At 57.6% G+C, this 26,727-nt stretch carries 30 protein-coding genes; 10 read left to right on the top strand and 20 right to left on the bottom strand.

Translation table 11 applies throughout. The annotated features are described in order from the left end of the window. Positions 1–225 precede the first annotated feature (225 nt). A complete protein-coding gene (locus EE949_RS04215; RefSeq protein WP_122663122.1) occupies positions 226–705 on the bottom strand; it encodes an Lrp/AsnC family transcriptional regulator in 480 nt (159 codons plus the stop codon). A gap of 193 nt (positions 706–898) precedes the next feature. Here EE949_RS04215 and EE949_RS04210 point away from each other — a divergent pair, with 193 nt between their 5' ends. Further along, entirely contained in the window at positions 899–1,915 is a 1,017-nt protein-coding gene (locus tag EE949_RS04210; RefSeq protein WP_122663121.1) for a 1-aminocyclopropane-1-carboxylate deaminase, read from the top strand. A 110-nt stretch (positions 1,916–2,025) separates the two neighbouring features. Here the strand turns inward: EE949_RS04210 and EE949_RS04205 are convergent, their stop codons facing one another. Next, positions 2,026–2,493 carry a transketolase gene (locus EE949_RS04205; protein ID WP_122663120.1) on the bottom strand — a complete coding sequence of 156 codons (468 nt, stop codon included), beginning with the start codon at positions 2,491–2,493 and terminating at the stop codon, positions 2,026–2,028. Positions 2,494–2,733: 240 nt separating this feature from the next. Between EE949_RS04205 and EE949_RS04200 the strand changes: the two genes are divergently transcribed. Together EE949_RS04200 and EE949_RS04190 are read left to right on the top strand one after the other, a co-directional pair. Further along, complete coding sequence (locus EE949_RS04200) at positions 2,734–3,213, top strand: Lrp/AsnC family transcriptional regulator (protein ID WP_122663119.1); 480 nt, start codon at positions 2,734–2,736, stop codon at positions 3,211–3,213. Positions 3,214–3,914: 701 nt separating this feature from the next. After that, positions 3,915–4,679 (top strand): SDR family oxidoreductase, encoded by a 765-nt coding sequence (locus EE949_RS04190; protein ID WP_095101903.1) that lies wholly within the window; start codon positions 3,915–3,917, stop codon positions 4,677–4,679. Between the two features lie 176 nt (positions 4,680–4,855). Here EE949_RS04190 and EE949_RS04185 read toward each other — a convergent pair whose 3' ends face one another. The 7 genes from EE949_RS04185 to EE949_RS29375 form a co-directional block, all read right to left on the bottom strand. Continuing rightward, positions 4,856–5,998 carry an AGE family epimerase/isomerase gene (locus EE949_RS04185; RefSeq protein WP_122663118.1) on the bottom strand — a complete coding sequence of 381 codons (1,143 nt, stop codon included), beginning with the start codon at positions 5,996–5,998 and terminating at the stop codon, positions 4,856–4,858. Between the two features lie 238 nt (positions 5,999–6,236). Further along, positions 6,237–6,809 carry a HupE/UreJ family protein gene (locus tag EE949_RS04180; RefSeq protein WP_122663117.1) on the bottom strand — a complete coding sequence of 191 codons (573 nt, stop codon included), beginning with the start codon at positions 6,807–6,809 and terminating at the stop codon, positions 6,237–6,239. 26 nt (positions 6,810–6,835) lie between these two features. After that, entirely contained in the window at positions 6,836–7,453 is a 618-nt protein-coding gene (ureG, locus tag EE949_RS04175) for an urease accessory protein UreG (protein ID WP_122663116.1), read from the bottom strand. A gap of 73 nt (positions 7,454–7,526) precedes the next feature. Continuing rightward, the gene (locus EE949_RS04170) at positions 7,527–8,201 is read right to left on the bottom strand and encodes an urease accessory protein UreF (RefSeq protein WP_122663115.1); all 675 of its coding nucleotides are present in this window, start codon (positions 8,199–8,201) and stop codon (positions 7,527–7,529) included. Continuing rightward, complete coding sequence (ureE, locus tag EE949_RS04165) at positions 8,198–8,698, bottom strand: urease accessory protein UreE (protein ID WP_122663114.1); 501 nt, start codon at positions 8,696–8,698, stop codon at positions 8,198–8,200. The genes EE949_RS04170 and ureE overlap by 4 nt, the downstream gene beginning before the upstream one ends. A 161-nt stretch (positions 8,699–8,859) precedes the next feature. After that, the gene (locus EE949_RS04160) at positions 8,860–9,498 is read right to left on the bottom strand and encodes a TetR family transcriptional regulator (RefSeq protein ID WP_122663113.1); all 639 of its coding nucleotides are present in this window, start codon (positions 9,496–9,498) and stop codon (positions 8,860–8,862) included. 301 nt (positions 9,499–9,799) lie between these two features. Continuing rightward, positions 9,800–9,976 (bottom strand): hypothetical protein, encoded by a 177-nt coding sequence (locus tag EE949_RS29375; protein WP_162874427.1) that lies wholly within the window; start codon positions 9,974–9,976, stop codon positions 9,800–9,802. A 290-nt stretch (positions 9,977–10,266) separates the two neighbouring features. Between EE949_RS29375 and EE949_RS04155 the strand changes: the two genes are divergently transcribed. Beyond that, on the top strand, positions 10,267–12,336 hold the full coding sequence (locus tag EE949_RS04155; protein WP_122663112.1) for an AsmA family protein: 2,070 nt from the start codon (positions 10,267–10,269) through the stop codon (positions 12,334–12,336). Between the two features lie 301 nt (positions 12,337–12,637). Here EE949_RS04155 and EE949_RS04150 read toward each other — a convergent pair whose 3' ends face one another. Beyond that, positions 12,638–13,171: a ferritin-like domain-containing protein gene (locus EE949_RS04150; protein WP_122663111.1), complete on the bottom strand. Its 534-nt coding sequence runs from the start codon at positions 13,169–13,171 to the stop codon at positions 12,638–12,640. Between the two features lie 389 nt (positions 13,172–13,560). Beyond that, positions 13,561–13,899: an osmotically-inducible lipoprotein OsmE gene (gene osmE, locus EE949_RS04145; protein WP_027902910.1), complete on the bottom strand. Its 339-nt coding sequence runs from the start codon at positions 13,897–13,899 to the stop codon at positions 13,561–13,563. A 210-nt stretch (positions 13,900–14,109) separates the two neighbouring features. Between osmE and EE949_RS04140 the strand changes: the two genes are divergently transcribed. The 4 genes from EE949_RS04140 to EE949_RS04125 all read left to right on the top strand — a co-directional run bounded on the left by EE949_RS04140 (position 14,110) and on the right by EE949_RS04125 (position 16,898). Continuing rightward, positions 14,110–15,000 (top strand): esterase/lipase family protein, encoded by an 891-nt coding sequence (locus tag EE949_RS04140; protein ID WP_122663110.1) that lies wholly within the window; start codon positions 14,110–14,112, stop codon positions 14,998–15,000. A gap of 59 nt (positions 15,001–15,059) precedes the next feature. Beyond that, positions 15,060–15,326 (top strand): hypothetical protein, encoded by a 267-nt coding sequence (locus EE949_RS04135; RefSeq protein WP_122663109.1) that lies wholly within the window; start codon positions 15,060–15,062, stop codon positions 15,324–15,326. 85 nt (positions 15,327–15,411) lie between these two features. Further along, complete coding sequence (locus tag EE949_RS04130; protein WP_122663108.1) at positions 15,412–15,696, top strand: PsiF family protein; 285 nt, start codon at positions 15,412–15,414, stop codon at positions 15,694–15,696. 191 nt (positions 15,697–15,887) lie between these two features. Next, complete coding sequence (locus tag EE949_RS04125) at positions 15,888–16,898, top strand: AI-2E family transporter (protein WP_122663107.1); 1,011 nt, start codon at positions 15,888–15,890, stop codon at positions 16,896–16,898. 125 nt (positions 16,899–17,023) lie between these two features. Here the strand turns inward: EE949_RS04125 and EE949_RS04120 are convergent, their stop codons facing one another. Further along, positions 17,024–18,289, bottom strand: a complete 1,266-nt coding sequence (locus tag EE949_RS04120; protein WP_122663106.1) for an Hsp70 family protein — start codon at positions 18,287–18,289, stop codon at positions 17,024–17,026. Positions 18,290–18,586: 297 nt separating this feature from the next. Between EE949_RS04120 and cbpA the strand changes: the two genes are divergently transcribed. Beyond that, complete coding sequence (cbpA, locus tag EE949_RS04115; protein ID WP_122663105.1) at positions 18,587–19,525, top strand: curved DNA-binding protein; 939 nt, start codon at positions 18,587–18,589, stop codon at positions 19,523–19,525. A 153-nt stretch (positions 19,526–19,678) separates the two neighbouring features. Here the strand turns inward: cbpA and EE949_RS04110 are convergent, their stop codons facing one another. Further along, on the bottom strand, positions 19,679–20,812 hold the full coding sequence (locus tag EE949_RS04110) for a sensor histidine kinase (protein WP_122663104.1): 1,134 nt from the start codon (positions 20,810–20,812) through the stop codon (positions 19,679–19,681). Positions 20,813–20,976: 164 nt separating this feature from the next. Between EE949_RS04110 and EE949_RS04105 the strand changes: the two genes are divergently transcribed. Next, positions 20,977–21,261, top strand: coding sequence for a hypothetical protein (locus tag EE949_RS04105; protein WP_122663103.1), 285 nt, complete (start codon positions 20,977–20,979; stop codon positions 21,259–21,261). Positions 21,262–21,287: 26 nt separating this feature from the next. Here the strand turns inward: EE949_RS04105 and ureC are convergent, their stop codons facing one another. The 7 genes from ureC to urtE all read right to left on the bottom strand — a co-directional run bounded on the left by ureC (position 21,288) and on the right by urtE (position 26,643). After that, complete coding sequence (ureC, locus tag EE949_RS04100) at positions 21,288–22,988, bottom strand: urease subunit alpha (RefSeq protein WP_122663102.1); 1,701 nt, start codon at positions 22,986–22,988, stop codon at positions 21,288–21,290. A gap of 205 nt (positions 22,989–23,193) precedes the next feature. Then, a complete protein-coding gene (locus EE949_RS04095; protein ID WP_087269742.1) occupies positions 23,194–23,499 on the bottom strand; it encodes an urease subunit beta in 306 nt (101 codons plus the stop codon). After that, a complete protein-coding gene (locus EE949_RS04090; RefSeq protein ID WP_122663101.1) occupies positions 23,496–24,029 on the bottom strand; it encodes a GNAT family N-acetyltransferase in 534 nt (177 codons plus the stop codon). Before EE949_RS04090 ends, EE949_RS04095 begins: the two co-directional genes overlap by 4 nt. A gap of 9 nt (positions 24,030–24,038) precedes the next feature. Then, the gene (locus EE949_RS04085) at positions 24,039–24,581 is read right to left on the bottom strand and encodes a GNAT family N-acetyltransferase (RefSeq protein WP_122663100.1); all 543 of its coding nucleotides are present in this window, start codon (positions 24,579–24,581) and stop codon (positions 24,039–24,041) included. A gap of 26 nt (positions 24,582–24,607) precedes the next feature. Further along, positions 24,608–24,910: an urease subunit gamma gene (locus EE949_RS04080; RefSeq protein WP_027902525.1), complete on the bottom strand. Its 303-nt coding sequence runs from the start codon at positions 24,908–24,910 to the stop codon at positions 24,608–24,610. A gap of 130 nt (positions 24,911–25,040) precedes the next feature. Beyond that, positions 25,041–25,880 (bottom strand): urease accessory protein UreD, encoded by an 840-nt coding sequence (locus tag EE949_RS04075; RefSeq protein WP_122663099.1) that lies wholly within the window; start codon positions 25,878–25,880, stop codon positions 25,041–25,043. Between the two features lie 64 nt (positions 25,881–25,944). Then, a complete protein-coding gene (gene urtE / locus EE949_RS04070) occupies positions 25,945–26,643 on the bottom strand; it encodes an urea ABC transporter ATP-binding subunit UrtE (RefSeq protein ID WP_122663098.1) in 699 nt (232 codons plus the stop codon). Positions 26,644–26,727 lie beyond the last annotated feature (84 nt).

The raw sequence follows: 26,727 nt of genomic DNA, 5'->3' as shown, positions 1-26,727 counted from the left end.
TTGCTCCCACAGGATGTGCGACAGCCTGAGTATTACGCTGAGTCATTGGGGGAGGAGGACTGCCTCTTTGACGCCGCGCCGGTGGGCGATTAACGGAAAACTCGTGGGAGCGAATTCATTCGCGAAAGCGGTGTGTCAGACGATGATTCTTTTCGGTTGGCCCCCTTCGCGAATGAATTCGCTCCCACAGGAGTGCGCATTTTAATCCCGTCGTACGGCTTCAGCTCACAACGGAATCATCGTCGTCGACAGCACCGAACGCAGCCCCATGAACGAGCGGATCTGACGCACTCCCGGCAGGTACAGCAACTGCTCAGCGTGCAGTCGGTTGAAGCTCTGGCTGTCCCGGGTGCGCAGCATCATCAGGTAGTCGAATTCTCCCGTCACCACATGCAGTTCCATGCAGCCCGAGATCTTCTGTGCGGCCGTCTCGAAGGCCGAAAATGATTCCGGGGTCGAGCGATCCAGCACGACACCGATGATCACCACCATCCCCGCATCCAGCGCCTCATAATCCAGCACGGCCACAATCTTCTTGATCAGCCCGGCCTGCTTCAGGCGCTCGACCCGGCGCAAGCACGCAGGGGCGCTGAGTTTGACCTTTTCCGCCAGCGCGACGTTGGAGATGGAAGCATCTTTTTGCAGTGCTTTGAGTATCGCCCGGTCGATTCTGTCGGTGCTGGTTGCGTCTGGGCTTGAGGACATTTTGAGGGCGCTCTTTTATTGCGTAGGAATAAAGGATTAAGCAACGTTATTAGGTTAATCACGATTATGATTAATTTAAAGCTGAAAATAGCGTCAACTTTGCAACCCGTTTTTTTGTGTAGTTCCTTAGCATTGAGTCATCGCCAGCACGGTAAAACGTGCCTGGATTTTTTCAATACTGAGGAGCCCTCTCATGAATCTGAGCAAGTTCAAGCGCTACCCTTTGACGTTTGGTCCATCGCCCATCACGCCCCTGAAACGACTAAGCGCGCACTTGGGCGGCAAGGTTGACCTGTACGCCAAACGTGAAGACTGCAACAGCGGCCTGGCATTTGGCGGTAACAAGACTCGCAAGCTCGAATACCTGATCCCCGAAGCGCTGGAGCAGGGCTGCGATACGCTGGTTTCCATCGGCGGCATCCAATCCAACCAGACTCGTCAGGTCGCTGCGGTTGCTGCGCACCTGGGCATGAAATGCGTGCTGGTTCAGGAGAACTGGGTCAACTATTCCGACGCGGTGTATGACCGGGTCGGAAACATCGAGATGTCGCGCATCATGGGCGCGGATGTACGCCTGGATGCAGCGGGATTCGACATTGGCATTCGTCCGAGCTGGGAGAAAGCCATGTCGGACGTCGAGGAAAGCGGTGGCAAACCTTTCCCGATTCCTGCCGGTTGTTCCGAACATCCTTACGGTGGACTGGGCTTTGTGGGCTTCGCTGAAGAAGTCCGGGAGCAGGAAAAAGAGCTGGGTTTCAAGTTTGATTACATCGTCGTCTGCTCGGTAACCGGCAGCACCCACGCCGGCATGTTGGTGGGTTTCGCAGCGGATGGTCGTGCACGCAAAGTGATCGGGATTGATGCCTCGGCCAAGCCGGAAAAGACCAAGGCGCAGGTGCTGCGTATTGCTCAGAACACCGCGAAGCTTGTGGAACTGGGGCAGGAAATTACCGAGGACGACGTCATCCTCGACACACGCTTCGCCTACCCTGAATACGGTCTGCCGAACGAAGGCACCCTGGAAGCCATTCGCTTGTGCGCTCGCACTGAAGGCGTCCTGACTGACCCGGTGTACGAAGGCAAGTCGATGCACGGCATGATTGAAATGGTCCGCAACGGCGAATTCCCGGAAGGCTCGAAAGTGCTCTATGCCCACCTGGGCGGCGTGCCTGCATTGAGTGCTTACAGCTTTATCTTCCGTAATGGTTGATTGAAAAAACTGTAGGAGCTGCCGAAGGCTGCGAATGGTGGTGTTTCAGAAACCCCGATCGCAGCCTTCGGCAGCTCCTACAGTTTTGCGGCGTTTTAATAATCCCGCGATCAAACCCCAATAAACCGCTCTTCCAGAATGCTCTTCGCCAAGGCGCTGACTTTCGCCAGAATCTCTTCCACCTGCTTATCCATCGCCGCTGGCGATAACTCTGTCTCCCCAAGCCTGACCACATGCAATTTGTGGCCGCACACCGAGCCCAGCCAGGTGAGTTGGGGCGACGGGCTTTCTTCGATATCCAGTAAATAACAGCCTTTCGACACCGAGCGCAGCAACTGACTGGCATGGCAGGAGGTGTCCAGGTTTGGTGCGCTCTGAGCCGACTCTGCCCGCAGCCAGTCCTCCAGGAACTCATGAGCGTGTTTGACGTGCAGGTAAGCGACCTGGTCCCAATCGTCTATCGCACTGCGCAGACGTTCGCTGATGTAACCCGGCAGGCCGGCACGGGTGACGATCACCACACCGACCTCCGGGGAGGGCGCTTTTACCCAGACTGCAGATTCGGATATCCCAAGCATTACAGCACTCCCGGCGGCTTGAAGGTGCAGGTTTTGTTGGCTCTAAGCTACTGAAACTGTGCCGGGGTTTCCTACATATTTGGGCCTTCAAATCGGAACGTCGTCCATCAAAAAACGGCGTCACGGATGAACATTCCTCCTGCAGGCATTTTCCTGAACGTTTGTTCGTAGCTCGGCATGATTTGCGCATAACGGCTATTCCCCCCATCCATTTCACGGGTGCAAACGAGGTCTCGGGCGATGAAAGAACAGTCCCAAACGCCGGAATTGACGGTGCAGGAGCGCAAGATCCTGCGGGCGTTACAGATTGATGGGCGCATCAGCAATGCGGACCTCGCCAAAAAGGTCGGGCTGAGTACCACTGCATGCTGGAATCACACCAGGCGACTCTATGAAAACGGCGTTATTAAAAGCGTGCGTGCGCAGATAGACCCTCATGCCGTGCAGCAAAGTACCGTCGTACTTATCGGTGTGGTGCTCGACCGGTCCACTCCGGAAAGCTTTGCCACCTTCGAGGCCGCCGCCCGCGAGCTGCAGCAGGTGCTGGAATGCTGGCTGGTGGCTGGGGATGTGGATTACTTCATGAAGATCAGGGTTCGGGATCTACCAGCGTTCAACCATCTGCACAACACGAGGATTATTGCCCTGCCTGGCGTGCGCCAGGTACGGACATTTTTCGTGTTGAACGAGGTGAAATCTGATGGGCTGCTGTTGATCTGATGTTGCCCGTCAGACACTGCATGGCGAATTGTGGAAAACAATTTTGGCGAGGCTTCAAACCGCGACATAAAGCCGCTGCAAATGCTTGTTTTGTCACGCTTTTGACTTGTTCAGGATTACTGTGGAACTGCCTGTGAATAACGTGGGAGCATTTGGCTGTAGGCCTTTATATACGTGGCCTGTAGGCTGGTGGTTAAAATTTGATCGGTGGTTTTTGAGCTTGCTTTCGGCAGGTTTGTCAACGTTCAGTGGGCTGGTTTTTCATACAGTAATCTTTAGCTTAATGCCTGTGGATAAGTCTGTGGGCAAGCGTTGGAAAGAGTCCGCAAACCAGCAGCGGATAAAGGCTACAGGTGTTACCGCAGAATTCAGCGGGCAGTTTTGTTTCACTGGCTTTACACGTGGAAGCCAGAACGTCAAGGTAAAAACGCTTTTGGCATTCCTCCAGCCCACGTAATACGCGGCCTGTGCAGAAAAGAGTTGCCCACGGTTATTGTGGGTCTGGCTGTGGATAACGTGGGTAAAACCTCGTCTGACCCACGGCCAGCCTGGCCCGGTTCGAACTGGTTGTTTTTTGTACAAAGCATGGATTGTTTATCCACAGACTTGCCCGTGACCTGTCTGGGCGGGCATTCTGCTGGCCTTGTTTATTTATCGACATTAACCGGCTGCACGCGGGTGCGGTACTTCAGGAGAATGAAATGACTTCCACTGTGTTCATTACGGGTGCTACTTCAGGGTTTGGCGAAGCCTGTGCACGTCGCTTTGCACAAGCCGGCTGGTCTCTGGTACTGACCGGCCGCCGTGAAGAGCGTCTCAATGCCCTCAGCGCCGAGCTGTCGAAACAGACCAAGGTACACACGCTTGTACTGGATGTACGCGACCGTGCTGCCATGGAAGCAGCCATCGAAAGCCTGCCTGCCGAATTCGCAACCATTCAGGGGCTGATCAACAACGCGGGTCTGGCGTTGGGTATTGATCCTGCACCCAAGTGCAGCCTGGATGACTGGGACACCATGATTGATACCAACATCAAGGGGCTGGTCTACAGCACGCGTCTGCTGCTGTCGCGCCTGATCGCTCACGGTCGCGGCGCCAGTATCGTCAACGTGGGTTCGGTGGCGGGTAACTATCCGTACCCGGGCGGCAACGTCTACGGCGGCACCAAGGCATTCGTTGGCCAGTTCTCGCTGAACTTGCGTAACGATCTGATCGGTACGGGTGTGCGGGTTACAAACCTGGAACCAGGCCTGTGTGAAAGCGAGTTTTCTCTGGTGCGTTTCGGTGGTGATCAAAGCAAATACGACGCCACCTACGCAGGCGCTGAAGCCATCCAGCCGCAGGACATCGCAGAGACCATCTTCTGGATCATGAACACCCCGGCACACGTCAACATCAACAGCCTGGAATTGATGCCGGTCAGCCAGACCTGGGCAGGCTTTGCGGTTGATCGTAACCGCGGTTGATTCAGGTGATGTGCAGGAGCCAACTTGTTGGCTCCTGCCAAACAAAGCCGGTCCTTCAGTTGCAACGTATTTTTGTAGGAGCTGCCGAAGGCTGCGAAGCATTTATCCTGACATACCGTGATCGCAGCCTTCGGCAGCTCCTACGGGTCATCTGTTTGATGCGCGACGGTGTGGTGTCAGCGATGGCTCTGGAAATAGCTTGCCAGCCCGATATAACAAGTCGCCAGGTGATAAGGCGTAGTTGAGGGCATATCACTGCGGCTGACCTGGCCATCTGCATCCAGGCACTCATTCCAGCCGCTCGGATGCAGAAATCGCGATTGCAGCGCCGATAACTGTTTGCTCAGCGCCGCTTCGCTGTCGGGCCGTAGCGTCAGTGCTCTCAAGTATTCGGCTTGTGCCCAGATACGTTGCGTAGCGTCTTTGATCTGCCCATCGCTCGCCAGAGCAGCCGCTACCGCGCCGGTCTGCGGATCGACACCTTGAGCTTCGGCGTGGGTAAACGCCGTGCACAGCGACTGATGAAGGGCGCTGCCGCGCAGATGCGGGGACGACTCCAGCAGGAAATACCATTCGAACTGATGGCCCGGCTCGTACCAGTTATCCACAGCCCCTAGCGGTTTCTCGAGCATCACGCCGTTTTTACTGTCTACGAAGCGCCGTTGCATCGCTGACGCGAGCTCGTTGAGCGTGGCCAATGTCGCCTCATCGTTACGCACCTCGACAGTGGCCAGTAACGCCTCGGCCAGATGCATCAACGGATTCTGCAACGGCCCGCTGCCCAGCGTTGCCCAGTCTTCGGCCAGCACCGCCTCGTATAGCCCGTCATCGTCGGCAAATTGCTCTGCAACGACATCCAGCGCGGCGTTGAGCACTGACTCTACCAACGGCTCGCGGACCTTGGCCCAATAGTGCGCGCAGGCAAAGATAATGAAGGCGTGGGTGTAGAGATCCTTGCGGCGGTCCAGTGGTGCGCCTTGCGGGTCGATGCTGTAGAACCAGCCGCCGTGTTCGGCATCGTGAAAATGCCGCTGCAGGGAGCGAAACAGCGCTGCCGCACGGGTTGCCGCCTCGGGCACCGATGGATGGTCGATCAGGCTGGAGAACAGGAACAACTGCCGGGCGCAGGCCATCGCTCGGTAACGCTGTGGTGGCAATGGCTGATGCGCGGCATCGACCGCTTCATAAGGCAGCGCCAACTGAGCATTCCAGCCAGCGCCAAGCCATACCGGCACAATGGTTTGCAGGAAGTGCGCCTGAACGGTGGCGAAAACGGCGTTCAAGTCAGGCTGAATGGCGGAGCTGGAAACATCTGGCATCGGCAGGCGTCATGGCAGGGGCGAATTGCGCGACATGGTAGCAGTTAGTACCAGCCTGTAGGAGCGCGCTTGCCCGCAATTGCCCTCGCATCTAAACGCATACGGTTGGGACTCAATTTACTTGTGGGAGCCGGGCTTGCCCGCGATAAAGCTGGACGCGATCGAAAGTGAACCGCATCCAGCTTTATCGCGGGCAAGCCCAGCTCCCACGGGGGGCGTCTAATTCAAAAGTACGGTATCAAGCAGCCAGTAACCAGACTCCCGCGGCAGCCGAGATAGCACCCGCGATCCGCACCAACGGCGCAGCCGCAGTCGGCAGGAAGCGTACGACGGCATACCCGGCAGCATGCAGGGCAGCGGTTGCCGCCACAAAACCGATGGCGTAGGCCGCCGGGCTGGACATGTCCGGCAGCTCAAGACCGTGAGCCACGCCATGGAACAGGGCGAACAATGCGGTAGCGCCTACAGCCATAAACAGGGGCGGACGAATCGCCAGTGCCACAGCAAGACCCAGCGCCAGCACCGACGCCGCGATGCCGCTTTCCAGCGCTGGCAGGTTCAGGCCTTCGAAACCCAGCAGCCCGCCGATCAGCATGGTGCCCACGAAAGTGCAAGGCAGCGCCCAGCGAGCAGCGCCTTTTTGCTGCGCCGCCCACAGGCCGACTGCCAGCATTGCCAGCAAGTGATCAAGGCCGCCAATCGGGTGACTGATGCCCGCTACCAGACCATTGTCATCATGGCCGGGGTGAGCGAAGGCCAGTGCTGGAGCCAGCAGCAGGGCAAGGGTGGCAAGGGCTTGTTTGTAGTTCATGCAAAGCTTTCCTTGTGAGAGTGAAATCATGCCGCGTCGGTCAGCAGACCCTGGCGTTCGATGAAGGCGATGATCTGTTCCAGACCCTGGCCGGTTTTCTGATTACTGAAGACGAAAGGTTTTTCGCCACGCATCTTTTTCGTGTCGCGATCCATCATTTCCAGTGACGCACCCACCAGCGGTGCCAGGTCGATTTTATTGATCACCAGCAAGTCGGATTTACAGATGCCCGGTCCGCCTTTGCGAGGCAGCTTGTCACCGGCAGACACGTCGATCACGTAGATGGTCAGGTCCGACAGCTCTGGGCTGAAGGTGGCCGAAAGATTATCCCCGCCGGACTCGACGATGATCAGGTCCAGACCTTCAAAGCGGCGATTCAACTGGTCGACGGCTTCGAGGTTGATCGATGCGTCTTCGCGAATGGCCGTGTGCGGGCAGCCGCCGGTTTCAACACCAATAATTCGCTCTGGTGCCAGGGCTTCGTTGCGCACCAGAAAGTCTGCGTCTTCACGGGTGTAGATATCGTTGGTGACGACCGCCAGGTTGTAGCGCTCGCGCAGCGCCAGGCACAGCGCCAGTGTCAGGGCTGTTTTGCCCGATCCGACCGGACCACCGATGCCGACGCGCAGAGGTTGGCTATTCATTGAATTCTCCGTTGAGCTCTAGTGCGTAAGTTCTGTTATGCAGCTGTGTTGTGTAGCTGTGTTGGGTAGAAAGTCAGGACCGAAACAGTCGGCTGTATTGGCGTTCATGGGCCATGCTCGCCAATGACAAGCCAAAAGCGGCGCTGCCAATATGGTGCGGGTCAAGTGCTGTAGCGTGCTGCTGGGCTTGCTGCAAAAGGGGCAATAACTCACTGGTCAGGCGTTGAGCGGCCTGCTGGCCCAGTGGCAGGGTTTTCATCAGGACGGCCAGCTGGTTTTCCAGCCAGCTCCACAACCAGGCGGCCAGCGCATCCTGCGGGCTGATCTGCCAGGCACGAGCGGCCAAAGCCCAGCCCAGCGCCAGATGCGGCTCTTCGGTTTGTGCCAGGAATGCGCGCGCGGGGCGGTCCAGTTCAGGCAGGCCGTTGAGCAATTGCTGCAACGAATAGCCCATCTGGCGGCTTTCCTGATTCAGCTCACGGGTTTCCCGGCTGGCACGGTGTTCGTTGCTCAGTTGCAGCAACTGACACCAGTCATCTTCGGCAGCTGCCGTGCAGTGGGCCAAAAGCAGCGGGGCCTCAAAGCGCGCCAGGTTGAGCAGTAATTGATCGCTTATCCAGCGTGACGCAGTGCCCGGGTCGACAACGACGAGGTTTTCCACCGCCATTTCAAGGCCCTGGGAGTAGCTGTAGCCGCCAATCGGCAGTTGCGGACTGGCCAGGCGCAGCAGCGCCCAGGCACTATTCATGTACGCACGCCAAACTGGTGCAGTTTTGGTGGGTAGTTGAAGTCTTCTTCACCCGCCCGGGAGTGGTGATGACCGCCGCCATAGGCACCGCTTTCCGGAGAGAAGGGTGCTTCGATGGATTCAGTTGTGGCGCCCAGTTGATCGAGCATGGCCTTCAGCACGTAGTCGTCCAGCAGGCGCAGCCAGCCGTCACCGACTTGCAGCGCGACGTGGCGGTTGCCCAAATGGTAGGCGGCACGGGTCAGTTCGAAAGTGCTGCTGCAGGTCACGTGCATCAGTTGCTCGGGACGGGCGCAGACACGGACGATACGTCCATCTTCAGCCTGAAGGCATTCGCCGTCGTACAGCGGTGGCTGGCCGCGCTCCAGGAACAGACCAACATCCTCACCCTCGGCGCTATAGCAACGCAGGCGGCTTTTGCTGCGCGCTTCGAAATTCAAATGCAGCTCGGCGGCCCATTCGGGTTGAGATTCGATTCTTTTGTGAATCACCAGCATCGGAAGGCATCCAGCTAATTGCGATGCTTCAAATCAGAGCAAGGGGCTTGCCAACAGCGAGCGCTGTGGGAAAAAGCTGACGGAAAAGGCAGGAAAGAGATTTGTGAGTGGGATGTTGCGCACTAAATAGGTGCCGCTCCTTGAGGTTGCACCAATATGTATCAGGATGGTTCGGAGCTTCCCAAACCGCGCCAATGCTTGGCACCGCTAAAAATGAAACGTAACTGATGGGTGATCTTGGCTTGCGGCTTCAGGTGCGCAGGCAGCGCATCGCTGGGCGGGTCAATCAATTCCGGCAACATGGCAAAGACGCTTTTGACCACCAGATCAGCGAGGATTGAAAGCGCTGCTGTATCCAGATGCTGCCATTTGGGCATGGTGCCCAAGTCAGTCGCCAGGTCGGCACTGATGCCATCGCGCAGTGCGCAGAGCGCTTGTCGCACTTGCCGCGACCCACCGTATTGCTCGCGAGCCAGGAATAGAAATTGCGCGCGCTTGGCTGCGACCACTTCAAGGAAGATTCGCACCGAGGCTTCGATGAGGCCGCCCATGACAAATTCGTTGTGCCTGACCAGCCGCAGGGTTTCCCGAAACGTCTGGCCGACCTCGCTGACCAAAGCCAGACCCAACTGGTCCATATCATCGAAATGGCGATAGAAACCTGTAGGGACGATACCTGCGGTGCGCGCTACTTCCCTCAGGCTCAGGCTGCCGAACCCGCGCCCACTTTCCATCAGCGTATGGGCGGCGTTGAGCAAGGCATGACGCGTTTGTTGTTTCTGTTCAGCGCGGGGCAACATGACGATAGACAAATCAGGGATGACAGAGCAGCACTCTAGCAAATGAGCTTTGGCTGCGTTGAAGGGGTTTTAGCCAGGGGCAGTTGATCGGCCACCCGCAGGCGCTGCCAACTCGTCTACAGCCGCCGCTGTCGCGCGGCAAACACAGAACCTGTAGGAGCGCGCTTGCCCGCGATAGCGTCAATGCAGCCGACATATTTATCGACTGACATACCGAATCGCGGGCAAGCGCGCTCCTACAGGATAAAAAGCACTCCAAATCAAATAGTTGAATATTGTCTGGATGGGAGATTTTTAGTTTCTAAACCCGCTGATACTGCTTGATCAACTGCGCGTGGCCATCCTGCGCAACTGTCTCATGCACGGTCTGCATGCCCATCTTCGCTTCGGCGCTAGGTTCGCGCTCGGGCGCAGGTACGGCCCAGACGTTAGCGGCCAAAAAGGAAAGGGTCAGTGCAAGCCATGCGTGGCGGTTCATGATATTCGCTCCTCTCAAGAGCTTCCGGGGTTGTGTATGGCAGCGATATTACTCTTGGCCTGTCGATATAAAAGTTCGTATTCCTAATGGTGGAAATCAACAATATTGATTGATCCGCCAGCCCTTGTCGGCTGTGGCTTGCAGGCATGCAGGGGAGGTAAGCCATTGGGTTTTCAGCGCAATGCTGTAATTTGCACATCCGACCAAACCCTCAGGGTTTTTATCAGTCGAAGTTCAAAGTCGACTGCAACAGGCCAGGGCCGGCCTGTTGTTATCTGGAGAGTCATGCAATGACGCGCAGCCGTAAAATTTTTGCCTGGACCGGTGCCATTCTGTTGTTGGTGCTGGCCGTATTGGTCGTTGTGATCGCCACGTTTGACTGGAACCGCATCAAGCCGACGCTCAACGAAAAAGTCAGTGAAGCGCTGCATCGGCCCTTTGCTATCAACGGCAACCTGGCGGTGATATGGGGCCGCGAACCGGAAGAGGGCGGTTGGCGGGCCTGGGTACCATGGCCGCGTTTCGTTGCCGAAGACCTGAGCCTGGGCAATCCCGAATGGTCGAAAACGCCGCAAATGGTCACGCTCAAACGCGTTGAGTTTCGTCTTTCACCGTTGCCGTTGATCGTGCAGCACGTCGTCATCCCGCGCATTGACCTGACCGGACCCGACGCAAAACTGGAGCGTCTTGCCGACGGCCGCGCCAACTGGGTGTTTGATTTGCCGAAGTCTGACCCTGACGCCAAACCTTCGAGTTGGGTGCTGGATATCGGCGCTATCAAATTTGACAAGGGACTGGTGAGTTTCAGCGATCAAACCCTGAATACTCAGGTGGATCTGGTTATTGACCCACTGGGTAAACCCATTCCTTTCGGCGACATTGTCGGCAGTGGCGACGCGAAGAAGGCCGAAGAAAAAGGCGTAAGGACGCAGGATTATGCGTTTGGCGTGACGTTCAAGGGCCAGTACAAAGGCCAGAAACTTAACGGCAGCGGCAAGCTCGGTGGGCTGCTGGCGCTCAAGGACGCATCTCAGCCGTTCCCGGTGCAGGTTGATGCCCACGTTGGGGACACGCACGCAGCGGTTGCGGGCACAGTGACTGATCCGCAGAACCTCGGTGCGCTGGACCTGCGCCTCAAGTTGTCGGGCAGCAGTCTGGGTAACCTTTATCCGTTGACCGGGGTGACGCTCCCCGATTCACCGGCTTACTCCACCGACGGCCGACTGATCGCCAAAATTCATGATCCGGCAGGCGCCAACTTTCGCTATGAAGGCTTCAACGGCAAGATCGGCAACAGCGACATTCATGGCGACCTGGGCTTTGTCGCCAGTCAGCCTCGTCCGAAGCTGACCGGGGCGCTGGTTTCCAATCAGTTGCTGTTTACGGATCTGGCTCCATTGATTGGGGCGGACTCCAATGCGGCCCAGAAAAAACGCGGCGGCGACAGCAAGCAACCGACTGGCAAAGTCCTGCCCGTCGAGGAGTTCCAGACTGATCGCTGGCGAGCCATGGATGCCGATGTCGAGTTTACCGGTAAGCGCATTGTGCAAAGCCCGGACCTCCCGTTCTCCGACCTGTACACCCATGTGGTGCTTAACGACGGCCAATTGAGCTTGCAGCCGCTGCGCTTTGGCGTGGCTGGCGGCAAGCTGGATGCTGACATTCGTCTGGATGGCCGCAGTACGCCTTTGCAGGGGCGGGCGAAGCTTTCGGCGCGCAACCTCAAACTCAAACAACTGTTCCCGACGTTTGAACCGATGAAAACCAGTTTTGGTGAGTTGGCTGGCGACGCGGATATCAGTGGCAAGGGTAATTCGGTTGCGGCGCTGTTGGCCACTGCGAATGGCGACTTGAAGATGCTGGTTAACGATGGGGCCATCAGCCGCAGCCTGATGGAGATCGCCGGGCTCAACGTGGGCAATTATGTGGTGGGCAAGTTGTTCGGCGATCAGGACGTGAAGATCAACTGCGCGGCTTCAGACCTGGGTATCAAGGATGGCCTGGCCACGCCTCGTTTGTTTGTGTTCGATACCGAGAACGCGATCATCTTTATTGACGGCACTGCCAACTTCAAAACCGAGCAACTGGACCTGGCGATCAAGCCCGAGTCGAAAGGCTTCCGGGTCTTCTCGTTGCGCTCGCCGCTGTATGTTCGCGGGCCATTCGCCAAACCGAGCGCGGGCGTGCAAACCGGGCCATTGTTGTTGCGCGGCGCCGGGATGGTGTTGCTAGGGGCTACGGTAGGGCCAGCAGCCGGGTTACTCGCCCTGGTTGCGCCGAGCAGTGGCGAAGAACCCAATCAGTGCGCACCGTTGCTGGAGCAGATGAGGTCGGGCAAGGCGCCGAAGACGGTGCAGTAGAACTGGAGCGCCACACCTCTCTGTAGGAGCCGAGCTTGCTCGCGATATTGGCGACGCGGTTTATAGCCGTACCGCGTCATCGTTCATCGCGAGCAAGCTCGGCTCCTACAGGGTTAACGCAATCAAGTGGGACCGGTTTGAGCCGGGAAGAGACCGGTACAGCCACTAAAAATGAGTCGTCAGAAATACTGCTTTCCCGAATGAATTCGGTCCCACAGGATCTCGGCCAGTCCTACAGCTCGCGTTGGCAGACACAAAAAAGCCAGGACAGAGTCCTGGCTTTTACATCACAACTCACCCATCACAGGTCGTTGAGGATATCCGCCATGTCATCGGCGTGTTCTTCTTCCTGAGCCAGAATGGTCTCGAAGATACGGCGAGTGGTCGGGTCATCTTCGCCGATGTACTTGATGATCTCGCTGTAGCTATCGATGGCTATACGCTCAGCCACCAGGTCTTCGTAGACCATTTCTTTCAGGGTGGTGCCTGCCACGTATTGAGCGTGGGAGTTCTTCGACAACAGGTCAGGGTTGAATTCCGGCTCGCCACCCAGTTGCACGATGCGCTCGGCCAGTAGATCGGCGTGTTCGGCTTCCTGTTGCGCATGCTCAAGGAACTCGGCGGCTGCGACGCTCGCTTTGAGGCCGGTCGCCATATAGTAGTGGCGCTTGTAACGCAGCACGCACACCAGTTCGGTCGCCAGTGACTCGTTCAGCAAACGTAATACTGTTTCACGATCGGCGCTGTAACCTTCGGTGACTGCACCGTTTTCCACGTTATGACGCGCACGTTCGCGCAGGGTGCTCACATCAGACAATTGCTGGGCTTGATTCATGGTTTATCTCCAAAGCTAATCCGGTATCCGTCTCGCTCTTGATGCGCCAGTCTTCTACTGCGTTGACAAGCGCCCGGCATGATCGGTCATAGGTGTGAGTGGTCCGCTTCGGCAAAAGTTTTATTCTTTTGTGCCATCGGTTGATGAAAGAAATATTAGGAAACGACTACTGCACGCTGCGGTCCCAACCTTGAGACGAAAATATATGGAGATACACAATGCTCAAGTTCCTCGGCAGCACCATCGGCATCATCTTCCTGATCGGCCTGATTGTGGTCATCGCCCTGTTCAAGCTGGTTTTCTAAGCTGTAAAAGCTGCACCTTCAAAGGCGCCGCCCAATAAAAAGCCCGATGCATATGCATCGGGCTTTTGCGTATCAACGAGCGACTTACATGGCGCGTTCGTTGGCTTCGCGTTGCTCGCAGGTCATGAAACCCTTGTTGTCCACGCGACCGTTGGCGTTGAAGCTGACGTGATAGACCTGCTCGTGGCCGTCTTTATTCATCACGTAGTTATTGCAAACACCCGGATGAACCTTGCGCTGTACGCGAGTCGACGGCGTACCGCCGATGGTCAGCACTTGCTGCTCGGTCATGCCGTCTTCGACTTGCTTGACCAGCGGCTCATTGCGATAGGTCACGTAGTCCACCGGGTTCTGCACGGTGGTGTTGGCGCAACCGCTGACTGCGGCGATAACGAATGCTGCTGCGAGGCTCTTCTTGATCATGACAACCACTCCAATGACTGAGCCATTGTTGGCCCGTTGCAGCTTGGAGCTATGGAGGTGCGCGAGAGTTCGATTATTTGATGGCCTTTGAACACTATCGTTTACCACGCGGCAGATTGTCGGAGAGTAAAGCCTGCTGCGCCTGCGTTTGAGTCAATTACCGCTATGGTTCAGTCATGCCCGGTTGATCGCTCGCAAGGAGGCTTCGTCATGAGTCAGGAACAAGCGACTCGTTACCCGCTGGTGCTGGTCCCCGGTTTGCTGGGCTTCGTCAGGCTGGTGATCTACCCGTACTGGTACGGCATCGTTCGGGCATTGCGTCGTGGGGGCGCTACCGTCACGCCGGTGATGGTCTCGGCGGTCAACTCCTCGGAAGTGCGCGGCGAGCAGTTGATCGCGCTGATCGTCGAAATGCTGGAAAGGACCGGTGCCGGGAAGGTCAATCTCATCGGCCACAGCCAAGGCGCGCTGACCATCCGGTATGTGGCTGCCAAACGCCCGGATCTGGTTGCGTCGGTCACCTCGGTCGCGGGGCCCAATCACGGATCGGAGCTGGCGGATTTTCTCGAACGCAATTTTCCCGAGCGAACCCTGCGCGGCTGGCTGCTCAACACGCTGTTGCGCGTCATGGTGTGGGTCATGGCAATGCTGGACACCGGCTATCGCGGCACACGGCTGCCGACTGATGTCACGGCATCGCACAAGTCCCTGACCAGCGCAGGTGTGGCCTTATTCAACAGCCAATATCCTCAGGGCTTGCCGGCTACCTGGGGCGGACAGGGTGAGGAGTTGGTCAACGGTGTGCGTTATTACTCATGGTCCGGCACCTTGCAGGCTGGGCTGAGTGACAGCGGTCGTAACCGCCTGGACGGCACTAATGTGACCTGTCGAATATTCGCTCGCACGTTCACAAAAGAGCGCGGTCAATGTGATGGCATGGTCGGGAAATTCAGTTCTCACCTCGGAACCGTCATCGGTGATGACTACCCTCTCGACCACTTCGACATCGTCAACCAAACCTTTGGGCTGGTGGGCAAAGGTGCCGACCCTGTGAAGCTGTTTGTTGAGCACGCCGCACGCCTCAAGGCTGCGGGCCTTTAGTTGTTTTGAGTCGTTGTTCGTAGTTTGCCGCCCGAGCGGGCCGGTATTGGAGTGATGCAATGAGCGATAAAGAACACTATGAAATCGAGTACACCCTGGCGGGTGAGCATCATGTGGATGTGATCGAGGATCTGGATGTGCCGATCATCGAGGTAGTCCATGAGCTTGCACAGAAGCATCACGTCGCACTAGACGATGTTCACCACTCGACGGCCGTCGATCTGACAACACCTCACGCGTCGGGCATTACTGATGTGTCGATTCACAGCGTCGAAGAGGAGGATTTACAGGTCCACATCGACGTCGATACGCGCATCACAGGGTAGAGCAGGCAGGATCGCGCAGCAGGTTCTTTGGCTACACTCGAAGCAGGCCACGCAGGTCAGCATGGCCACTGCGGAGAGAAGAACAATGAGAATGCTGCGCGTCCCGTTATTGCTGGTGGGTCTGTTGCTGTGCGCCCAGGGTTATGCTGCCACCGCACAACAGAACAAGATGACAAGTTGTAATGCCGATGCTTCTGCCCAGTCGCTCAAGGGCGATGAGCGCAAGGCGTTCATGAGCACGTGTCTGAAGGCTTCGCCACCGAAAACCCAGCAGGACAAGATGAAAACCTGTAACGCGACTGCGACCACTCAGGCGCTCAAGGGCGATGCCCGCAAGACCTTCATGAGCGATTGTCTCAAGAAGAAATAATTTTTCAGAATCGGTTTCGGCGCCCGATATCACGTCATTGAGGGCCCCGAAACCTTTAATTCCGGTGTCTGATGCAGGCCAGTTCTGCATCAGTGTGTAAGTCGTTTCCGTTGGGGTCGTCTGATCACTGGTCCTTAGCTCAGAACGCTGGCAGACTGCCTGCCTCTTTGCGCCGTTCGTCTTGAGGCTATATGCCAACGTTTTCCTCGCGACAAGTCTTGTTGGCCAGCTGGATTCTGATATTTGGCGGTCTGTTGATGGTTCTGCCGTTCAAACTGCTACCTAGCCTGTTGGCGGGTTTGCTGGTTTATGAACTGGTCAACATGCTGACGCCCAAGCTGCAAAGGCTGATTGCCGGGGAACGGGCACGCTGGCTTGCTGTAGCGCTGCTGGGCACTTTGGTGGTCAGCGTACTGGCGTTGATTTTTGCCGGAGCTTTCAGCTTTGTTCTGCACGAAGCGGAGAATCCAGGCGCATCCCTCGATAAGTTCATGATCCTGGTGGACCGTGCCCGCGGGCAGTTACCGCCGTTTGTCGATGGCTATCTGCCCGCCAGTGCTGCGGAGTTCCGGATATCTCTGGGCGAGTGGATACAAAAACACGTGGGTGAGCTGCAGTTGATTGGCAAAGGGGCGGCGCACATGTTCGTCACCATGCTGATCGGCATGGTGCTGGGCGCGATCATCGCCTTGCAGCGGATATCCGATGTGCATACCCGTAAGCCTCTGGCGGCAGCACTGTTTGATCGCTTGAGCCTGTTGAGCAAGGCGTTTCGCAACATCGTCTTCGCCCAGATCAAAATCTCTCTGCTGAACACCGCGTTCACTTCGGTGTTCCTGGTTATCGTCCTGCCGCTGTGCGGGATTCACCTGCCGCTGACCAAAACCCTGATCATCATGACCTTCCTGCTCGGCCTGCTGCCGGTGGTGGGTAACTTGATGTCCAATACGTTGATTTTCATCGTCGGCATGTCGATATCGATCTGGGTCGCCTTGGCGGCGTTGGGTTACCTGATCGTGATCCACAAGGTCGAGTACTTCCTCAACGCGAGGATCGTCGGCGGGCAAATCAATGCCAAATCGTGGGAATTACTGCTGGCGATGCTGATATTCGAAGCCGCGTTCGGCCTGCCGGGTGTTGTGGCAGGGCCGATTTACTACGCGTACCTGAAGAGCGAGTTGCAGCGCGAAGGGTTGGTGTAAGAGAGCAGCAGCTGAATCTGCAGGAGCGAGCTTGCTCGCGATTGGATCTGACAGGCGACTAATGTGTCGACTGATCTGGCGCTATCGCGAGCAAGCTCGCTCCTACAGAAGATTTTCGGTGGTTTTTAGCCATACCGCTTCTTGGCCTCGATCGCCAACCCGCTACCGATACTGCCGAAGATATTCCCCTCAACATGGCGCGCGTTGGGCAGCATGGCTGAGACGCTGTTGCGCAGGGCCGGGATGCCGCTTGAGCCACCGGTGAAGAACACCGTGTTGACCTGATCAACCCCCGCACCCGCCTTGAGCAGCAGTTCAGTCACGCTGTTACGCACGCGTTCAAGTTGCGAATCAATCGCGGCCTCGAACATCGCCCGACTCAGGTCCACGCTCAAACCCGGTTCGATACGGTCCATCGGCAAATGACGGCTTTCGCTGTGAGTCAGCTGGATCTTGGTTTCTTCGACTTCCATGGCCAGCCAGTGACCGGCGCGCTGTTCAATCAGTTTGAACAGGCGGTCGATGCCCTGAGTGTCCTCGATGTCATAACGCATGCTACCCAGTGCCAGCTGAGACTTCTGCGAATAGACCGAGTTGATGGTGTGCCAGGTCGCCAGGTTCATGTGATGGCTGGTCGGCATGTAAGCCTGGCTTTTCATCCGGCTGCCATAGCCGAACAGCGGCATGACACCTTGAATGCTCAACTGCTTGTCGAAGTCGGTACCGCCAATGTGCACGCCACCGGTGGCGAGAATGTCTTCGTGACGGTCATCGTAGAAGCGACGATCAGGCGACAGGCGCACCAGAGAGAAGTCCGACGTACCACCGCCGATGTCGACAATCAGTACCAGCTCTTCTTTAGTGATCGTGGATTCATAGTCGAACGCTGCAGCAATCGGCTCGTACTGGAACGACACGTCCTTGAAGCCGATCTTGCGTGCGACTTCGGCCAGCGTGTCTTCGGCTTCCTGATCAGCGGTAATGTCGTCATCGACGAAATGCACCGGGCGACCCAGCACCACTTCTTCGAACTCACGACCGGCGTTGGCTTCGGCGCGTTTCTTCAGCTCGCCGATGAACAGCGCCAGCAGGTCCTTGAACGGCATGGCCGTGCCGAGCACGCTGGTGTCGTGCTTGATCAGCTTGGAGCCCAGCAGGCTCTTCAGCGAGCGCATCAGCCGACCTTCGTAGCCTTCCAGGTATTCATGCAGCGCCAGACGGCCATAGACCGGGCGGCGCTCTTCCATATTGAAGAACACCACCGAAGGCAGGGTAATCTTGTCGTCCTCCAGCGCAATCAGCGATTCCATGCCGGGGCGCAACCAGCCGACGGTGGAATTGGACGTGCCAAAGTCGATGCCGCAGGCACGGGCCGGGGATTGGTCATTCATGTCTTTTACGTTCCAGTCAAAAAACGGCCGCGCAGTGTATGTCAGTGCACGACGGATGCGTAGGGCGAAACATCGGTTAAATGTAGATAAGTGTATTTGTCGGCCTGACTTGAACTGGCTAACAAGACCCCCAATCTTCTGGGAATTGTCTACAGATCAGGCCGTCGAACGTTTCAAGCATCAAGCTGACGGGTTCGGCGGCCGATACATCTCAACGTATTAGATTCAGAGACCTCAAAATAGAGGATGCTGTGCGCTGTATCAGCGCAGCACGGCATAACCGGGGAAACGCATTAGATGGACTTCAAAGACTATTACAAGATTCTTGCGGTGGATCCGACTGCGGATGAGAAGGCGATCAAGGTCGCTTACCGCAAGTTGGCCCGCAAGTATCACCCTGACGTGAGCAAAGAGGCTGGCGCAGAAGATAAATTCAAAGAAGCGAGCGAAGCCTACGAGGTACTGAGCAGCCCTGAAAAGCGCGCTGAATACGACGATATCCGCAAATACGGTCAGCAGGGCCGACCCTTCCAGGCCCCTCCGGGCTGGCAGAGTCGTGCCGGTGCGGGCGGGTTTGGCGGCGCCGATAACGGTGACTTCTCAGACTTTTTCAGCTCGATTTTCGGTGGCCGTGCGCAGCAGCAGGGCGGCCGCTCGCGCAACCCTGGGCGCAAGGGACAAGACGTCGAAATGGAATTGGCAATCTTCCTGGAGGAGACGCTGTCGGCCGAATCCAAGCAGGTCAGCTTCAAGGTGCCGCAGCACAATGCAGCGGGCCAGCGTGTGGCTGATGTCACCAAGACACTGAATGTGAAGATCCCTGCCGGGGTCGTCGACGGCGAGCGTATTCGCCTCAAGGGGCAGGGTGCGCCAGGCGTTGCAGGTGGTGAGAGCGGTGATCTGTACCTGATCATTCGCCTCGCGCCGCATCCAAAGTTCGAAGTTGAAGGTCACGACCTTATCATCACCGTCCCTGTGGCTCCATGGGAAGCAGCGCTGGGTGCGAAAGTCGCTGTGCCGACCCTGACTGGCAAGATCAACCTGACGATTCGCCCTGACAGCCAGAATGGTCAGCGTCTGCGGATCAAGGGCAATGGTCTGCTGAACAAGCAGGGCCAGCGTGGTGACCTGTTGGCGCAGGTCAAGGTGGTCATGCCACCGTCCAACGATGCCACGCAGGAACTGTGGAAAAAACTGGCCGACAAGGCAGCGTTTGATCCGCGGGCGCAGTGGTGAGCTAAGCTCCGGCTGCGGCCGCTCCCATAAATGCGGTTTTTATGTGGGAGCCGGGCTTGCCCGCGATAAGATCACCGCGATTTGACTGACATACGCGGCGGCATTATCGCGGGCAAGCCCGGCTCCCACATGAGATTGCATCCATCCAGTCAGCTAAACGCTCTTCGGCAACACCACCGTAAACGTTGTCCCGTCACCCACGTTGGACGTCACGGTGATACTGCCGCCGTGGGCGTTGACCACTTCCTTGACGATGAACAGTCCCAGGCCGAGGCTGGTGGACCGGCCGCTGGGCGTTGATCCTTCGCTGATGGCGCGTACCAAGGGGTCAAAGATGCTGCCGATGGCGTCTTCGGAAATGGGGTCGCCGAGGTTGTGCACGATCAACTGCACATGATCCTGCTCACCGCTGACTTTGACACTGACCTCTTCCTCGCCCGCACCATGTTGTAGAGCATTGCCGATCAGGTTCTGCAGTAACTGGTCGATACGTCCGCGGTCCCAGTGGCCGACCGTATCGCCTTCTATCTCCAGATGCGGGTGCGAGTCCGGGCGACCGGCGCAGGCTTCGTCTATGGCCTCGCGACAGGCGCTGCCCAAGTCCATGCTTTTGCGATCAACCGGCAGGCTCGCTCCCAGACGACTGCGCACGAACTCCAGCAGATCGCTGACCATCGCGCCCATATGCCGCGTGCTGCTCTTGATCCGCGAAACGTAGCTTCGGGATTTGGCATCCAGGTCCTTCCTTTGCTCCAGCAGGTCGGCGGACATGACTACCGCTTGCAGAGGCGCGCGCAGGTCATGACCCAGAATGGCCAGGAAGATATCTCGCGACCGTGCCACTTGCTCTGCATACGCTGCAGTGGACTCGGCCAATGCTTCGTCGATGGCTTCGTTGAAGCGGATCATGTCAGTGAAGTAGGCCAGGTCAGGCGTTTTCAGGCTTTCGACCCACAACCGGATGACACTGGCACGCAGATGACGGAACTCTGAGGTCATCTGCACCAGATCAAACCCGACCATGTGCCGCAGTTCGCCGTGGCTGGCGGCGGCCTCGTCAAGGCTGGGTGTCTTTTGCAGGTCTGCGCCCTTTGACTTGGCCGCTTGCTCGCTTTTGGTCTGCGAGGTGTTCATGTCCCGTGCTGCGGCCAGCAGAATGGCCTTGGCGTGATCACGCAACTCGATACTGTTCATGGTATCGGCGGCAGGCTTGATGGTTTTGGCGAAGTGTTCCCACTCATCGACAATACGATCCACATGGGCAACGATGAATTCGGAGAGGCGCATGTGTAATTACCTGGAGGCGGAAGCTGATGTGAGAGGGCGCATACTACCGCCTTTGTATGACCGGTATCGAGATTTGCCGGAGGGCTGCTGTCATTTCTGACGGTCTGTGCAGCGAGGCGCTAGGCTTAGGCTGATCACAGGGACTATTTGGCAGGAGCGCCGACATGTTAACAACTCGTTTCACGACGTTTGTTGAACAACAGATCAATCTGGCTGAATTAAAACTCCACACCGGCAAGAGCGCGAGGCTGGATGACGTGGCCTTTGGCAAGCTGGGTTTTTATCTGGCGTTGCGGCGAGTTCTGGACGGTACCAGTACGTCTGAGGATCTGGGTCTGATCGAGGCTGTCAACGACACGCTGCAAGCGTTAAAGCTGCTCGATGGCGACGAGACTTTTTTATCAGGCATCAGGCATGACATTGCCGGAAAAGAACAAAGGCAGCCTTAGCTGCCTTTGTTTGCAAGCGCACCCGGTCAGAACAGAAAGTACCGCTGCGCCATTGGCAAGACATCTGCCGGTTCGCACCAGAGCAGTACACCGTCTGCCTTGACCTGATAAGTCTGTGGGTCGACGTCGATGTTGGGCAGGTAGTCGTTATGGATCAGGTCTTTCTTCTGCACGGACCGGCAGCCTTTGACGACGCTGATCACCTTTTTCAGCCCCAGTGATTCCGGCACACCTGCATCGAAAGCCGCCTGGCTGATGAAGGTCAGGCTGGTTGCATGTAACGAGCTGCCATAGCTGGCGAACATAGGCCGATAGTGCACGGGCTGCGGCGTCGGGATCGAGGCGTTGGCGTCGCCCATCAGGCTCGCAGCAATCGCACCGCCCTTGAGAATCAGCGTCGGTTTGACGCCGAAAAACGCAGGGCGCCAGAGCACCAGGTCCGCCCATTTACCCACTTCAACCGAACCGACTTCATGGCTGATGCCATGGGTGATCGCCGGGTTGATGGTGTATTTGGCGATGTAGCGTTTGGCGCGGAAGTTATCGTTGCCCTCGCCATCACCAGGCAAAGGACCACGCTGGCGCTTCATCTTGTCGGCGGTTTGCCAGGTGCGCATGATCACCTCGCCAACCCGGCCCATGGCCTGGCTGTCGGAGCTGAGCATCGAGAACGCGCCCAGGTCGTGCAGGATATCTTCGGCGGCAATGGTTTCCCGGCGAATACGGCTTTCAGCGAAAGCCACGTCTTCGGCGATGCTTGGGTCCAGGTGATGGCAGACCATCAGCATGTCCAGGTGTTCGTCGATGGTGTTGCGCGTGAACGGCCGGGTCGGGTTGGTCGAACTGGGCAACACGTTCGGGAAGCCACAGGCCTTGATGATGTCCGGCGCGTGACCGCCGCCCGCACCTTCGGTGTGATAGGTGTGAATCGTACGGTTCTTGAACGCCGCCAACGTCGTTTCGACGAAGCCGGACTCGTTCAGGGTGTCGGTGTGGATCGCGACCTGCACGTCGTACTCGTCGGCGACGCTGAGGCAGTTGTCGATGGCTGCGGGCGTGGTGCCCCAGTCTTCGTGCAGTTTCAGGCCAATTGCACCGGCTTTGACTTGCTCCACCAATGGACCGGGCAGGCTGACGTTGCCCTTGCCGGTAAAGCCGATGTTCATCGGGAACGAATCTGCCGCTTGAAGCATGCGCGCCATATGCCACGGGCCGGGCGTCACGGTGGTGGCGTTGGTGCCGGTTGCCGGGCCGGTACCGCCGCCGATCATGGTGGTCACGCCGCTCATCAACGCCTCTTCGATCTGCTGCGGGCAGATGAAGTGAATGTGTGTGTCGACGCCGCCTGCGGTGAGGATCATGCCTTCACCGGCAATAATTTCGGTGGAGGCGCCGATGGCGATAGTGACGTCTGGCTGGATGTCCGGGTTGCCCGCTTTGCCGATGGCAGCGATGCGGCCGTCCTTGAGGCCAACGTCGGCTTTGACGATGCCCCAGTGGTCGACGATCAAGGCGTTGGTGATCAGCGTGTCGACGACCTCGGCGGCGAGTAACTGGCCTTGGCCCATGCCGTCACGAATGACCTTACCGCCGCCGAACTTCACTTCTTCGCCATAAGTCGTGAAGTCTTTTTCGACCTCAATCCACAGCTCGGTGTCGGCCAACCGTACCCGGTCGCCCACGGTGGGGCCGAACATGTCGGCATAGGCTTGTCTGGAAATCTTCATGACGATTCCTTGAATTCAAAAATATGTCCGAGCGCACCCTGACCTGACCTGACCTGACCTGACCTGACCTGACCTGACCTGTAGAAGTGAGCTTGCTCGCGATAAAGTCGGAACGACTTTCCAGCGGTGGTTTGTTCACCACTTTTGCGACTGCTGCGCAGCCGATCGCGAGCAAGCTCACTCCTACAGGGTTCCGGTTCGGGGGCTACAGATCGCCCATCACTCGCCCGGCGAAGCCGAACACCCGCCGCAGTCCTGCCAGATCCACCAATTCCACATCCCGCGACTGGCCTGGCTCGAAGCGCACGGCGGTGCCGGCCGGGATGTTCAGGCGCATGCCACGGCTGGCCGCACGGTCGAAGGTGAGGGCGTCGTTGGTTTCAAAAAAATGGAAATGCGAGCCGACCTGAATCGGCCGGTCGCCACTGTTGGCGACGTTCAGGCTGATAGTCCGGCGACCGGCGTTGAGCTCGATTTCACCGGGTTGAATCTGGTATTGGCCAGGAATCATGCGGGTTGTCCCAAGGTCTTGAAGTAGATAGCGGTCGGCGTATAACGGCCGTCCGGGCTTTGGCAGTAGTTGGGCAGTTCGCCGACGCGGGTGTAGTCCAGCGAGCGATAGAACACTTCAGCGGGCGAACCGGCTTCGGTGTCCAGAAACAGCAAGCCGCGCTTGAGCTGACGAGCCGCCTGTTCAAGCGCTTGCATCAATTGCAGGCCGAACCCGCGACGTCTAGCGTCCTTGAGTACCATTAATTTCTGTACTTCGGCCCGATTCAGGCCATTGGCTTTCTGACACAGCGCGAGCTGAGCGCTGGCCAGCACCTGCTCATCCTGAACCACGACCCATAACAGCAAGCTGCCGTCGGCGACGTCTTCTCGCAACCCGTCGCACCAGGCGTAAGCCTGCTCGGCGTCCAGGTCAGCCATGAAACCCACCGATGCGCCGTTATGCACGGCGTCCATCAGCAAGGCCGCCAGACCGTTACGGTAATGGGCGAAGCTTTCGTCGGTAACGCGGCGCAGCTGGGCAGGATTCATGATTGCCTCTCAGTTGGATGCGGGAGCTTGCGAGGGTGGGGCGGATGCGCCGGGAGACAAATCCAGTTGCATGAACGTCAGGTCCAGCCAGCGTCCGAATTTGGTCCCTACCTGCGGCATCTGGCCGGTGATGATGAAGCCTAGTCGCTCATGCAAACCGATGGAGGCCGCGTTACCGCTTTCAATCGCCGCTACCATGATGTGTTTGTCGCACAGGCGAGCGCGGTCGATGAGGGCTTTCATCAGCTTGGGGCCCAGGCCTTTGCCGCGCTGATCGGCGCGGACATACACCGAGTGCTCGACCGTGTGGCGGAAGCCTTCAAAAGGACGCCAGTCGCCAAACGACGAATAGCCCGTGACCTGTCCTTGATCATCTAAGGCGACCAGAATCGGATAACCCTGAGCCTGACGTGCATCGAACCAGGCCTGACGATTGGCCAGGTCAACCGGTTGCTCGTTCCAGATCGCGGTGGTGTTGAGCACTGCGTCGGTGTAAATCGCCAGGATGCCCGGCAGATCGGCTGGCAGTGCGTCGCGAATCGAGTTACTCATGATCGGTTCCACAGTCGTGTAGTTAATCAGGCAATTGGCTGATGCACGGTGACCAGCTTTGTGCCGTCCGGGAACGTCGCCTCGACCTGGATTTCAGGAATCATTTCCGGGATGCCTTCCATGACCTGTTCGCGAGTCAGCAGGGTGGTGCCGTAATGCATCAGGTCGGCCACGGTTTGCCCGTCGCGTGCGCCTTCAAGCAGCGCCGCCGAGATGTAAGCCATGGCTTCGGGGTAGTTGAGCTTCACACCACGCGCCAGACGCCTTTCGGCAACCAGGCCAGCGGTGAAAATCAGCATCTTGTCTTTTTCGCGCGGGGTGAGATCCATGTTTAATCCGTCATAAATTTTAGTTGTTTGGGCGGCCCACTTCGCGAATGAATTCGCTCCCACATGGAGAACGAATTTCTCCTGTGGGAGCGAATTCATTCGCGAAGGCGTCGGTGCCGACACAGCGAAATCACGTACTCCAGATCCTCGGCGCCACCGCCTCTCTGCCCAGCAGCGCGGGGCGCAGCAGTTTCCACAATTCGATCATCCAGGCCCGGGCATGCAGCGCCTCATCAGCCAGACAACGGGCCACCAGTAAACCGGGCAGTTGGGTCAGGTCACCGCGTACCTCATTGGGCACCGAGCGACAGGCTTCAAGCAATTCGCTGTCAATGTCGCCGGTGATCAGCAACGTGCCAAATACTGTTTTGCCATCCAGACCAATCGGTGAATCGAGCAAGCCGTCGCCACCAATGATCCGTTGCCGTTCATGCCACAACAACTTGCCGTCCCGACGTATATCCAGATGCGCCTGAAAGTGCCCGCTCTCGAAACGCTCGCCGCTCGCCGGTCTGCCCAGCGCCACGACGTCCCAATAAAACAATCTGGCATTGCCTTGCAGCTCGATACGCGTGGTCAGTTCGGCCTGTGCGGCACTGAACACGATGGTTTCCTGAGGCAGCCATTCCAACGTGGCACCGGGCGCCACGCTCAGATCAAGTTGCTGATACGCCGGACCTGCCGCGCGATGCCACTTGGCAGCACCGGGGCTGGTTAGCTGCGCCCAGGCATCAGGGCCGACGCTGGCGCTGATGTCCAGCCGGTCGCCACCGGCGATGCCGCCGGGTGGATGAACAATAATGTGCTGGCAAACTTCCGGGCCTTCGGCGTACAGGTGTTTTTGCACCCGTAGCGGGCCTTTGTGTCGGCGCTGGGTGGGTCGCGTACTGTCGCCAAAACGCCCATAGCCCAGCTCCAGCTCGGCATGCCAGCTGGGTGTGAACAACGCAGTGTGGGCGGGAAGATTCATGTGATCGCTTTCATGCTTCTGGAAAACAGCAGTTCTGGAAAACTGCACCTTAACGGAATACCACTCAGATGGTCACCAGACCACGCACGCCTTCGGCTTCCATATTTTCGCCACGGCCTTGCTGAACGATTTCCCCGCGGGACATCACCAAGTACTGATCGGCCAGTTCGGCGGCAAAGTCGTAGAACTGTTCAACCAGCAGAATAGCCATGTCACCTCGTTCGGCGAGCTTCTTGATTACTGCGCCGATTTCCTTGATCACCGACGGCTGAATGCCTTCGGTGGGTTCGTCGAGGATCAGCAGGCGAGGACGGCTGGCCAGCGCACGACCAATCGCCAGCTGCTGTTGTTGACCGCCGGACAGATCACCGCCGCGTCGATGTTTCATCTGCAGCAATACCGGGAACAGCTCGTAGATAAACGGCGGGACTTCCTTGGCTTCAGAGCCCGGGAATCGCGACAGCCCCATTAACAGGTTTTCTTCCACGGTCAAACGGCCGAAAATTTCCCGGCCCTGTGGCACGTAAGCGATCCCGGCATGCACCCGTTGATGAGGTTTGAAACCGGTGATGGCTTTGCCTTCCCATTGCACTGCGCCTTCTTTGGCAGGCAGCAGGCCCATGAGGACTTTGAGCAAAGTAGTCTTGCCGACGCCGTTACGGCCCAGCAGGCACGTCACTTCACCGACCTTCACATCAAAGGACAGCCCGCGCAGGATGTGGCTACCGCCGTAGTACTGATGAAGCTTTTCGACCTGGAGCATGTTCGTTTCCCAAACAATTTCGGGTTACCTGTAGGAGCTGCCGGAGGCTGCGAAGGCGGTGTGTCAGGTTTATCGCTTTCGCAG

This window comes from Pseudomonas viridiflava, from assembly GCF_900602065.1.
Classification (GTDB): Bacteria; Pseudomonadota; Gammaproteobacteria; order Pseudomonadales; family Pseudomonadaceae; genus Aquipseudomonas.
The sequence above is the reverse complement of the archived record's forward strand: the minus strand, read 5'-3'. Positions and strand labels throughout refer to the sequence as shown.